Raw genomic sequence first — 12,364 nt, 5'->3', positions numbered from 1 at the left:
TACCCGGAACGGGTCATGAGCGGGGATATTATTTTGATGGAGGATTTTTTTGCTGGTGTGGTTTTGCTTCGGCCGAATTACTGTTTTGTTCTCTGACAAAATCAAAGCTCCTGAGAACAGCTTCTCCGCCGTAGCCTGCGATTATGGATAAGATGACGAGTTGAATTCCTGAATCGGGGTCAGCGGATAAGACAAGTAAGATGGAAGCAGCCATTCCGATAAAACCATCTTCCAAAAAACCGAGATAGATAAACCGCTTTGTCATTCTGGGTTTCTCCAGCCTGCCTCTCTTTTTCACATGACCGAGAACCCCCATGATTCCTCCAATTACACAAGCAATTATTACCTGATGCAGCATCTTCATCACCTTCCTAAAGCCCTTATTTAGTAAAGCGACTTCAGGCCATCCAGCCCCCTTACGAATACGATGATTTTCGATATCTACATACCGGCGATTGAGCAGGAAAGTAAAAAGCTTGTTTCTTCCATTATATGTGAACACATGATCGGTAAGCTTGATGCATTAGATTCATTTTTCACCCAGTGACAATGACCTAGTCACTTACTTAGCGATGATGTGCCTTCCCCTTATATATTCAGTGTATATGAGGACAAGCCCGAATGACAAATTGCAAACTTCGGCTGCTTGAATCAGAACATATGTTATGCTACGGTTACTGTAGATTCATTTAAAAAGGGGAGAAACAATGGCTGAAAAAGCGCGCAGCTTTACGGCCAAAAGGGGGTTTTACATGGCTGACTCAAATGTATTCGGAAAACTGGAGCAGCTGGAGCTTATCAAAAAGGCGCTTGATCACGCACGCATCGGCGTGGTGATTACAGACCCCTCTCTTGAGGACAATCCCATCATATATACAAATCAGGGATTTATGGATATGACAGGCTACTCTTCCGAAGAGATATTAGGTAAGAACTGCAGATTTCTGCAAAGCAAAGAAACCGACCGTCAACAAGTCGCGAAAATCAGAAAGAGCTTAACCCAGAAAGAAAAGATCACGGTGCGGCTGAAAAATGTCAAAAAAGACGGCACCCCGTTTTGGAATGAACTCAACATTGATCCTCTTTATGTTGAAGACAAGCTCTATTTTGTCGGTTTTCAAAAAGACATTACAGAGCAGAAAGAATACGAAAAGCTCCTTGAGGATTCCCTCACAGAAATCACGACGCTGTCTACACCGATTGTTCCGATCCGAAACGGCATCTCCGCCTTGCCGTTAGTGGGAAACTTAACGGAAGAACGATTTGATTCAATTGTGACAACTTTGACGGACATATTAACCGCATCTAAAGATGATTACTTAATTATAGACTTATCAGGTCTGGCCGAGGTAAACGAACAGACCGCAGACCGGATTTTCAAATTGCACCACCTGCTTAAATTAATCGGCACGGAATTGATTATCACCGGGATCAAGCCTACCCTCGCCATGAGAATGAATCAGCTTGATGCCAGCTTTTCTTCATTAAAGACGTATTTAAACGTTAAGGACGCGGTCAACGTGCTTCCGGTCGTATAAACAAAAAAATCCCGCCGAAACAGCGGGATTTTTTTATGTCGTCATCGCACTTGGACGTTTTGTTTATTAACGGTTTTCAGGCGTTTGTCGTACAGCACCGTCGCTGCGATGCTGACAACAAGAAGCACCATCAGGATCAACAGCAGCACGCTCATTCCGTACTGATCAACCAGCACGCCGCCAAGGAGCGGCCCGATCATTCTGCCGCCCGTCGCCGCACTGTTGACGAATCCTTGGTAAAATCCTTCTTTCCCCTTAGGCGCAAGCTGATTGGCAATGGTAGGCACGGCAGGCCAGACAAGCATTTCTCCGACGGTTAAAATCACCATTGCGGTGAGGTACATCGGAAATTGCTTGGCGCTGAGAAGCACGCCGAACGAGACGATAAAAATACAAAAGCCGATGACCATCTGCGTTTTTAACGCACCGGACCATTTTTTCAGAACAGCTCCCATGAGAGGCTGTCCGGCGACAATTAATATTCCGTTTACGGTCCAGAGCACACTGTATAATGAAAGCGGCATACCGATGCTTTGAGTATGTGACGCAACGGTTGTGGACCACTGCGAATAGGCGATCCACCCGAGAACATACCCGCCGCTCAATATGAGAAGCGCCGTAAATTTCGTTCTGCTGCTGACAGGCTCGTAGTCCAGAACAGAAACCTGGCTCGCATTTTGGGTTTTGATATTTCGAAACCCGAAAAATACGATAAGGAAAAACAGCACATACAGCATAGCATTGGCTAAAAACACGTACGTAAACGAGTACGCCGCAACCATCCCGCCGAGTGCCGAGCCCACGGCGACACCTGCGTTCTGAGCTACATAAATCGCATTAAAAGCTCTCCGCCCGCCTTCTTTCCATACCGCTCCCGCCATGGCGTAACTGGCCGGAAACACGATACCGGAACCGAAGCCGACAATGATGAGCAGCCAAATATAAACGGGCCATTGATGAAACAGAACGAGTCCGAGAAGACTTGCCAATGTGATCATAATGCCCAGCATAATGGATTTGAATCCGCCGATTTTATCAAACAAAAATCCGCCGCATAAATTCCCCGCCACACTGGCCCCGGAATTCAGCATCAGAACAACCCCCGCAACAGTCAGCGATTTCCCTAAATGATTATGAATATAGATCGTATTCAGCGGCCACAAAAAAGATGCGCCCGTCACATTGATAAACATTCCGATGATTAATATCTTCAAAGCGCGCGGCATACCGATCCCCCTCTCTCTATAAAAAACCCCATGAAAAAACGGAAACCGCAAGCCGCGGCTCCGTATCGAACACGTTATCATAGCACATTCATTCTATCGCCGCGGACGTCTTTTTTCAACATCAGAATCTGAAAAAAATAATGCCGGAATGTTGAAAAAATTACAAATGATTGGATTCACAAAAACAGGCCGGCCTCATGCTCTTTTCCTCAGCAGCCAAAAAGGGATATACAGAATGAAAAAGCTCAATATCACCGCCGCTTCCATTGATAGAAGATACCACGGCCAAGGTCCGAAAACATTCAGAAGCGAAGCGGTCTTCGGTTTTTTCATTAAATATAAGTAATTTGCATTCAGCACACGATCAATAAAAAAGACACACGCCCCGTACAGATTTACGATCAGCACCGATACCCACAGTCCGCGCGCCGACGGCCTGTACCTTTCTGAAGCGGCCATGAATAGACAGGTAAGAAAAACACAGCCGTGGGAGACGAAAAACACGATGTACCGAAAATGCGGGAAAGAATACGCCCCTAAATCAGGTGTTGCCATCGCCTGTACGGCGCTGCCCAAACCGGCAAAATAGAGGAAGGCGAACAGTTTTTTGCTTTTTGTCATGACCATCAGCATTGCCAAATAGACGGAAAGGTCGCTCAGCTGCAGCGGCAGAGCTGTTTTCAGCGACCAGGCATGATGACAAAGCAGCCATATATGATAGCTGATCTGCGACACGGCAAGGAGAATGAACAGTACATAGCGGAAAACGCGATTCGGCCGGCCGTAGTTGAGCTTTTTCCGGAATACGATCACGCCCGCCCCCAGCAATCCGATGATCAACAGCGTGAAAATGTGTTCCTTGGAAAAAAGATGAAAGGCTCCTGTTTCAGATTTCAATTGAAAATACTTCTGCATAAGGCTCCCCCGCGCGAGAAAATGACGTATGTCTATTCTTTTAAAAATCGCTTTCTTCTATTCATACAAAAAAAGCCTCCGCTTATGCGGAGGCTCCTCAACTTGTTTTACAATGCGGATTGAATGACCTTTTTATAGTATAGCACCGACAGCATGCCGAAGATGGAGTACAGCAGCGTATACAGCGCCATGACGATGATCATCGGCGTCCACACTTCCGTTCCGAATAAAAACCATCCTGACTGAACGGCAAAATAGCTGTGGAACAGCCCGAGAACGAGCGGAATCCCGAAATGATACGCCTGCTTCCGGCGGATGCCTTTCAGCAGATCCCCCGTTGTGAAGCCGAGCTTCCGCAATATCGTGTAATCAGCCTTCTCATCCTCACACTCGCCCATTTGTTTAAAATAAAGGATACAGCCTGAGGTGATCAGAAAGGTTAACCCCAAAAAGCCGACAATAAACATGATCAGCCCCATGTTTTTCTTTTGGGTGTCAGCCGTTTCAAATTGTGAAAGCGCGCCGTCAGAATAGTGCTGCGCCTGAAACAGACCATCAGCTTTTTGGATGTCCTCTTCACGTTTGAGTGTAATGCCGAAAAACCGATTTGATTTTCCCTGAATGGACGGGTCGATATCTTTCTCGATCCGGTCAAATACCTGCTGCGTGACGATAACGGTCGGCAGCCCTCCGCTTGTAAATGTATATGACAGAAGGAAGTCGTTCTTCAAGCCCTTATACGCCAGCGGTATTTTATCCGTTTTGCCGTTTATATCAATGGAACCTGACGTTTTCAGGTCGAGAAATCTTTTCATCATATCATTATATCCGGTAAACACGGCTTCTCCGTCAGAAAGCTCCGTCCCTTCTGCGTCTTTCTCGCTTATAATCGGCAGCGCCAAGCTGGACGGGTCTTGTTGAAAGCTTTTCATGTCGCCGTTTATGATGTTCTTCATATTGACACCGGCTTGAATGGTCTTGATTGTTTTCACTTTGTGTTCAATTCCGTTTTTCTTCAATAAAGCGGTAAATGAGTCAGTCTCCTTTTGGTTATCAAACGCAAAGTCCGCGGCTGTATTTTGCTCAGCCGATTTTTCCGCGGAATAGTACGAGATATAGCTTAAAGACAGCAAACCGATTGCCAGCGCCGAAAGAGTCGTAATAATCGTCAGCAGGACGGCGTTTGACTTCATCCGGAACATGATGGATGACAAAGACAGCACTTCACTGACATTCAGATACCCGCCTTTTGATTTCCGGATGAGATTTGCCAGAAAGCTGACCGAACCTTTATAAAACAGATAGGTTCCGATAATGACCGAGCCGAGAATAAACACCATGGCCGAAAACAGTTCATTCATGCTCGTAAAACTGCCTCCGAATAAATCCGCGGACACGGCATAGCCGGCGATAATGGCCGCAATACCGACAACACCGATCGACATCTGCACCCAAGAAAGCCGTCTTATGCCGCTTTCTGACGATGACGCGGTTTTAAATAAAGACAAAATGCTTTGCCGTTTAATAAATAAGTAATTCATCATCATAATCAGCACGTAAATCGCCCCGAACACAATTAACGTCTGAACGAGCGCCTTGCTTGAAAAAAACAGTGAGACAGAGGCTTTCACACCGACTGTATGAAACAGCATCATCATACATAATTTCGAGAGAGAAAAGCCGGCAAAAATACCGATCCAAATCGATCCGAAATACAAAATGAAATTTTCTGTGCTGAGTATGCGGAAAATGTGCATTTTCGTCATGCCGATTAATCGGAATAAGCCGATTTCCCGGCCGCGCCGTTTAATAAAAATGGTGTTGGCGTATAAAAGAAATACCGACACGATCGCCACAAGCAGTACAGAGGCGGCCCGGATTGCCGCCGCTCCTTTTATGGAGCTTTTCATTTCATCAAGCGCCGGATCGTATTGCATCGTGACAAACGCGAAATAAAGGGCGGCGCTGAACACCAGCGCAAAAACGTAAAGGTAATAGTTTTTCAAATTCTTTTTCAGGTTCTGGAAGATCAAATGATGAATACTCATGCCTGAACCCCGCCCAATACACTTTGCGTTTTCATAATATCCTGAAAAAAGTCCGGTCTGTCCTGGCCGCCTTTATTCAGCTGTGTATACACACGGCCGTCTTTAATGAAAACCACACGTCCGGAATAGCTGGCGGCAACCGGATCATGCGTCACCATCACAATGGTGGCGCGGCGTTTTTGATTCAGGCGGCTGAGTTTATTCAGTAAATCCATGGCAGCCTTTGAATCGAGCGCTCCGGTCGGCTCATCAGCAAAAATAATGCCCGGCTCGTGAATAACAGCTCTTGCGGCAGACGTCCGCTGTTTTTGCCCGCCGGAAATTTCACTCGGATACTTATGTCGCAAATCATAGATCCCAAGCTCCTCTGCCGTCTCGGCAAATCGCAGGTCCGCCTCTTTCTTAGACATTTTCGTAATGGATAACGGCAGGAGTATGTTTTCTTTCACGGTCAGGGTGTCCAATAAATTATAATCCTGAAAAATAAAGCCGAGATGCCGTTTTCTGAATTCGGCAAGCTGTTTTTCTTTCATGGATGTAATCTCCGTCTCATTCAGTTTAATGGTGCCCGCGCTCACTTTATCAATGGAGGAAAGCACATTCAAAAGGGTCGTTTTCCCTGATCCCGACGGGCCCATAATGCTGACGAATTCCCCTTTGTGAATCTGAAGATCAATTCCTTTCAGCACCTCTTGTTTATTCAGCTTGTTTCCGTAGCTTTTTTGGATATTGCCTGCTTCTAAAATCATCACGTTCTGATTCTCCTTTTACATTGGTTATCTTTATTTTAAAAACAGAAGCCGTTTTTTTCGTTTGATTAAGCGAACAAAAGAGAAAAGCATGTGACACTTTTGTCACACACTGAACATGCTGACGGCATCGTTCTGTTTCGGAAACACCAAGGTAAAAACCGTGCCGCTTTCCGGCTCAGAGCGCACGCTGATCTGGATAAGAAGCGGAGCCGCGGCTTTTTGAGCCAAATACAGGCCCATCCCCGTTGACGCGTGATCACGCCTCATTCGCGTCGAGGTAAATCCCTTTTCAAAAATGCGCGGAAGATCTTTGGGCTCGATGCCGATGCCGCGGTCTTCGATATCCACATGCACCCGGCCGTTTTGTTCATAGCTTTTTACGGTAATGTCATCCGCCTCACTGTATTTGACGGCATTGCTTAACAGCTGCCTGATGATGAAGGAAAGCCATTTTCCGTCACTGTGAACGTCTGGTGAATCAAGCTGAATGTCAAACCCGATCCCTTTTTGTATACACCATGATTGCAGATTTTTAATTTCTTTGAAAACGAGCGGCCTGAGCTGAATTCGCTGGAATGATAAATCATTTTCAATAAAGGACAATCGTTTCTGATGAAGCTGCTGGTCCAGAAGATGGTGAATCCGCAGCCATTCATACAGCAAAGGGGCTTTGAGCGGCTGTTCATCAAGGCGCTCAATCATGAGATGCATCGCTGTCAGCGGTGTTTTGACCTCGTGAATCCATGACATCAGATCGTCCTTTTCATGCTCTGACGCCGCCCGAAGATCAAGTGAGCTTTTTCTTAACTGCTCTGTCTGCCCTTCAATGCTTTCTTCAACGATAGACTCAAACGGACTGTCAGGCGCTTTAAGGTAAGACATGTCTAAATTGGCGTCCCACTCTCTTAAGCTTTTATAATAGGCGGTCTCTTTACGATAGCGGAACAAGAGAAATACAAGAAACACAAGAAGCGACAGGTAAACGAAATACAGCACCGAAAAAAACGGAATAGACGGATCAATATATGCCGCAAAAAGGAGCACAGCCTGCTGCAAAAGAAACATCGCGATCCAGCTTTTTCTTTCGAGCAGAAATGACTTAATCATAAAGACCGTCTTCTTCCTTTGCGATGTATCCCTGCCCCACCTTGGTTTCAATCATTTTCCCGATGCCTAATTGATCGAGTTTTTTCCGCAGCCGGTTGACATTCACCGTCAGCGTATTATCACTGACGAAACGCTCATCATTCCATAGGCTTCTGATGAGTTCTTCCCGGCTGACGATTTTATTTTTCTGCTCAGCCAGCAGTTTTAAGATCAGCATTTCGTTTTTGGTCAGCTCGACCGAACCGTTTTTACGGCTTACCGTGTTGGTTTCTGTGTCAATGACCGCCCCGCACCATCTTTTCATCAGCGCAGGTTCTGTACCGTATTGATGCACACGGCGGAACACCGCCTGTATTTTCGCGATTAACACATCAAAGTGAAAAGGCTTCTGAATAAAATCATCTGCCCCGAGCTGCATCGACATGACCATATCCGCGGGATGATCGCGCGAGGACAAAAAGAGAATCGGCACGTTTGATAGGGAGCGTATCATTCTGCACCAATGAAAGCCGTCAAATTTCGGCAGCTGTACATCAATGATCACCAAATCAGGCTTAATTTCGGAAAACTCCCGGATGACCCGGCTGAAATCTTTTATTCCGTGCACCGCAAATGACCAGCCCGTTAATCTCTCTTTCATCTCATGAAACAAAGTGTTATCATCTTCTATTAACAAAATGTGAAACATGGTATCCGCCCTTTTCTGATAGATAGAGGAAAAACCGGCTGATGTCCAGCCGGCTTTTTTCCTTTACAGTTCTCTTCTTAATGCAGTCAGAACGTTGGTTTTTGTCGCTTTGCGGGCCGGATTCATACCGGAAATCACCGCGACCCCCGCACAAATGACAACTGCGATCACAACGAGGCTGAGCGGGATATAGGAGAAGGTATAATGAAGATCTTCGGCTCCGGTGTTTCCCCCTACCGCTTTCAAAATAACCGGCACAGCCAGATTGACGGCAAAACTCACTCCGTAAGAAATGATAATCCCGATGACAGAACCTAATATCCCGATATAGGCGCTTTCCATCAGGAACATTCTGCGGATGATGGACGGGCTTGCGCCAATTGCTTTCATAATCCCGATTTCCTGCGTTCGTTCCGTCACCGCCATCGTCATCGTATTGAAAATACCGATGGCAGAAATCACGACGGCGATAAAGCCGACAAAGATCAGGCCGATTTTAAAGACAAGGAAAAAGGTGTTGACGCCCTTCAGCTCGGTAGTGACAGATCTGACATAAAAGCCGTCATCCGTGAGGTCATGGGTAAGCTGATCGACATGATCGAATTTGTCCGCATACACATTGATGCTTTTTTCCGCATTTCCATTCTTCAGATCCAAGAATGTTGAGAAGTCTTTCTTGAATTGATCACTCACAAAAATATTTGTATCCTCCATCCAATCTTGGGACGGTTTTTTTGTAATTCCGACTACTTTAAAGTCGTACGTTTTCGTTTTCTCAACGTCTCCGTCTTTGTTTGTTTTGGAGATGCTCAGCTGTATCGTTTTATTAAGCAGGTCTTTCGTATAGCCTTTTGGTTTTTTCACCTCCGACATGTCGCCTTGGTGATCATTTAACTCTTTGTCGTAAGCGTCAGCCTCTTTTTTCGTCAATAGGTTCTTCGCAAAATCATAGCCGACCACGATTTCATTCTCTGTACGGGCGACCCTTCCCTGATTAAGCTCCATATTGGCTTTGACTTCATCGTTCATGTTTGTCAGCACAATGGCTGAATCTTCATTTGTTCGGTTTCCCAATGACGCTTTGTTCGGTTCATACACTTGTGTTCTTTCAACGACAGACTTGACATTTTTATACTTTTCCAAGTCTGATTTCTTCACGGCTTTTCCGTTCTCTTGGCCGAGCACATTGATTTCCGTAACAATCTGCTGGCTCATCGTAATGTCTGTAATCGTTTTTTGGATGCCGAATCCGACGGACGCCAGCACCACTAAAAACGCGCACGCCATTGTCGTCGCCAGCACCGTCATGAAAACGCGCAGCCGGTTTTTCTTCATATTTCTTCTGATAAAGTGAATCTGATCTTTAAATCTCAACAGTAACGCCCCCTTTTAATACACCGTCATGCAGCTGGAATTTTGAATGCGCGATCGAAGCGACTTCATCGTCATGCGTAATGATGACAAATGTAATCCCGCGCTCCCGGTTCAGCTGCTGAATTAATGCAAGCACCTCAAGTTCCGTTTCTGAATCAAGGCTTCCCGTCGGCTCATCAGCTAAAATAATTGACGGATTTAAAATGAGGGCTCTTGCGATACTGACACGCTGCTGCTGGCCGCCTGACAGCTCATTCGGATAATGATTCGCATGATTCTCAAGTCCGACCCGTTTCAGCATGTCCGCGACTTTCTGCTTGCGTTCAGACGGTTTGACGCCTTTTAAGGCAAGCGGCATTTCAACATTTTCATAGGTTGTCAGACTCGGAATGAGCTGAAAACTTTGAAAAATAAAGCCGAAATGCCCGAGGCGGAACTGCGCCCACTCTTTTTCACTGAAGCCCGTCACATCAGTGCCGTTAATGACGATACGGCCCTTCGTCGGCGCTATGTATCCGGATATTAAATTCAGAAGCGTTGATTTTCCGGAACCGCTCCGACCGACGATACAGGCAATTTCCCCTTTTTCAACGGTCAAAGAGACATCCTTCAATACCGGAACCTCACTCTCTCTGCCTTTCCTGCCGATTTTAAATGAATGATCAATATGCTGTACTTCTATCACGTACACCACTCCCCCTTATATCTGTTTCGTTTTTTTATAGATGAAGTAATAACTGATGAAAAACCCGATAACCGCGCCGATAAGCATGCCGAATATGTAACCGGTATACGAACCGTTATAAGCATATCCGCATACCCCCGCACTTCCCAGCATACTGAGCACCATGACGAGCACTTGAATGGTGCGTTCAATGTGTTTGCTTAGGATAAAATGTCCGCTTCGTTCACTCGGCATTTTCAGGAAATTCACATAGCCGAATAGATAGAAACAACATCCCATTAATGCGGAGATTAACAATGCGTGTTTCATGTAATACATCCATGATGTATGGATGTAAGCGGCAGGCATGAAATAGATCAGAAATCCGCTCCAAGGGAAATCAATATCCGGCACAGCCTGCCTGCCAAAAAGGAACTCAGCGTTTAACAGGTAAATCGTCATAACCACGATCGGAAAGACGGAAACCGTGAACGCTGTGATCAGCTGCGCCGCTAAATTGCCCGTTATCGTGCCGGCAGCTGTCACTAATGCATAAATCATCAAGCTGATGACCAGCACCCCTGCGCTGAATGATTGAAAATGATGGACAGCGTCAGGTTTAAGCGCTAGAAACAATATGTCAGATACTCCGCAAGAAACAAATTGCGAGCCGGCTAACACGGCTGCTCCCAAGAAAAACTTCGTATGAAATATCCGGCTTCTTGAATACGGAAGACTCAGTGTAAACATCCTTTCAGCCCGGCCTCCTCTTATCAGAAAAAGCCCCATCATAACCGGAGGAATGAAATGAAGCCCAATCAAATTCCGATTGCTGTAATCAATGCTGAACGTACAAACTGAACCTGAATATTGATGAAGCGCACTCAAACAATCCTTATAGTGAAAATACTCATTTATAATTGCCAAAGGGCCTAAAATAGCTAAGAACCCCGCTGTAAGGAGCAGCAGCGTCTGCCGCTGCTTCCATTCTTTATAAAGCAAACCGCTAATCGGCACCTTGCCTTCCTCCAAACTGCTCATTTTCAAACAGATCTACATATGCTTTGACTTCCTGTAAACCGTAAAATAACTGATGAAAAACCCGATAATCGCGCCGAAGATAATGCCGGCTAAATAGCCGAACATCGTGTCTGTGACCCCATATCCGAAAACGCCGAAACCCATAACAGCAAAGGCAATCACCAAGATTTGCACCGGACGGTCCAATTTTCTCCAAAGAAAGAATCTGCCGTTCCGTTCATTCGGGTGTTTCAGAAAGCTGACATAACCGATCAGATAAAAGACAAGGCTCATCACAATCGGAATGATTAAAACCAAATCCCTTTCTCTGATCCAGTCGTTAAACACATATCCAATAGGGGTTACAAATATAAAAAGACGGGATTCGATATAACTGCTGATAAAAGAAAATTGATCTCCCACACTAAAATCGAAAACAACCTCCAAATTCGCGGCCGGCAGACCGATGAGTAAAAAGGGCAGTACCGTGACGGTAAACGCCGTTAACAGCTGGGCGAATATCTGTCCCGTTAATGCGCCGGATGCCATTAACAAGGCGTAAGCCATAAAACTGATGACAATCATTCCGATTGAAAAATGATCAAAATCGTACGTATGGCTCGGTTTCAGCAAAGATATCAGCAATGACGCCGCTCCATAGCCTATCGCCTGAGGAACAACAATGACTGCCCCGCCGAGCCAAAATTTCGTCTGAAAGATTTGGCCTCTGCTGTAAGGCATGCTTAACAAAGCATCCATCGTTCCCTTTGTCCGTTCCAAGCCTAATAAGAAGACGGCAATGATGACACTCACAATCCAGCTGAAGGAAAGAGGTGACCCATTCGTATAATTGACAACGAATTCACAATCTTGAAGAGCTGGGTTATTCAAACATTCTTGATATGTTGAGTAGTTGTTATAAACCATAAAAGGGTTTGCCGCCATTAAAAGAATGCCGCTGCATAAAAACAACCACTGATTTTTTTTCCATTCTGTGTACAACAATCCCCGCGGTATCATTCCGGTCCTCCT

12 protein-coding genes are annotated in these 12,364 nt (G+C 45.6%); 1 reads left to right on the top strand and 11 read right to left on the bottom strand.

What is annotated here, in order from left to right:
* Positions 1-28 precede the first annotated feature (28 nt).
* On the bottom strand, positions 29-364 hold the full coding sequence (locus BGM27_RS04985) for a DUF4257 domain-containing protein (protein ID WP_020954281.1): 336 nt from the start codon (positions 362-364) through the stop codon (positions 29-31).
* Positions 365-752: 388 nt separating this feature from the next.
* On the opposite strand from BGM27_RS04985, the gene ytvA reads away from it, so the two are divergent.
* Positions 753-1,538 (top strand): YtvA family blue-light photoreceptor, encoded by a 786-nt coding sequence (gene ytvA, locus BGM27_RS04980; RefSeq protein WP_007408808.1) that lies wholly within the window; start codon positions 753-755, stop codon positions 1,536-1,538.
* Positions 1,539-1,579: 41 nt separating this feature from the next.
* On the opposite strand, the gene BGM27_RS04975 is transcribed toward ytvA, so the two are convergent.
* From BGM27_RS04975 to BGM27_RS04930, 10 genes are all read right to left on the bottom strand, one after another.
* On the bottom strand, positions 1,580-2,764 hold the full coding sequence (locus BGM27_RS04975) for an MDR family MFS transporter (protein WP_015240418.1): 1,185 nt from the start codon (positions 2,762-2,764) through the stop codon (positions 1,580-1,582).
* Positions 2,765-2,959: 195 nt separating this feature from the next.
* Entirely contained in the window at positions 2,960-3,679 is a 720-nt protein-coding gene (locus tag BGM27_RS04970; protein WP_007408810.1) for a YwaF family protein, read from the bottom strand.
* Between the two features lie 107 nt (positions 3,680-3,786).
* On the bottom strand, positions 3,787-5,727 hold the full coding sequence (locus BGM27_RS04965) for an FtsX-like permease family protein (protein ID WP_007408811.1): 1,941 nt from the start codon (positions 5,725-5,727) through the stop codon (positions 3,787-3,789).
* A complete protein-coding gene (locus tag BGM27_RS04960) occupies positions 5,724-6,479 on the bottom strand; it encodes an ABC transporter ATP-binding protein (protein WP_007408812.1) in 756 nt (251 codons plus the stop codon). Before BGM27_RS04960 ends, BGM27_RS04965 begins: the two co-directional genes overlap by 4 nt.
* 102 nt (positions 6,480-6,581) lie before the next feature.
* On the bottom strand, positions 6,582-7,586 hold the full coding sequence (locus BGM27_RS04955) for a sensor histidine kinase (RefSeq protein ID WP_007408813.1): 1,005 nt from the start codon (positions 7,584-7,586) through the stop codon (positions 6,582-6,584).
* On the bottom strand, positions 7,579-8,274 hold the full coding sequence (locus BGM27_RS04950) for a response regulator transcription factor (protein WP_007408814.1): 696 nt from the start codon (positions 8,272-8,274) through the stop codon (positions 7,579-7,581). Before BGM27_RS04950 ends, BGM27_RS04955 begins: the two co-directional genes overlap by 8 nt.
* 63 nt (positions 8,275-8,337) lie before the next feature.
* On the bottom strand, positions 8,338-9,648 hold the full coding sequence (locus BGM27_RS04945; protein WP_007408815.1) for an ABC transporter permease: 1,311 nt from the start codon (positions 9,646-9,648) through the stop codon (positions 8,338-8,340).
* Entirely contained in the window at positions 9,638-10,333 is a 696-nt protein-coding gene (locus tag BGM27_RS04940; RefSeq protein ID WP_007408816.1) for an ABC transporter ATP-binding protein, read from the bottom strand. The genes BGM27_RS04945 and BGM27_RS04940 overlap by 11 nt, the downstream gene beginning before the upstream one ends.
* 15 nt (positions 10,334-10,348) lie before the next feature.
* Positions 10,349-11,329, bottom strand: a complete 981-nt coding sequence (locus BGM27_RS04935; protein ID WP_007408817.1) for a hypothetical protein — start codon at positions 11,327-11,329, stop codon at positions 10,349-10,351.
* 36 nt (positions 11,330-11,365) lie between these two features.
* A complete protein-coding gene (locus BGM27_RS04930) occupies positions 11,366-12,352 on the bottom strand; it encodes an ABC transporter permease (RefSeq protein ID WP_020954285.1) in 987 nt (328 codons plus the stop codon).
* Positions 12,353-12,364 lie beyond the last annotated feature (12 nt).

The organism is Bacillus sp. FJAT-27001, from assembly GCF_019039175.1.
Taxonomy (GTDB): domain Bacteria; phylum Bacillota; class Bacilli; order Bacillales; family Bacillaceae; genus Bacillus; species Bacillus velezensis.
Note: the sequence above shows the minus strand (reverse complement) of the source record. Positions and strands in the feature narration are given on the sequence as shown.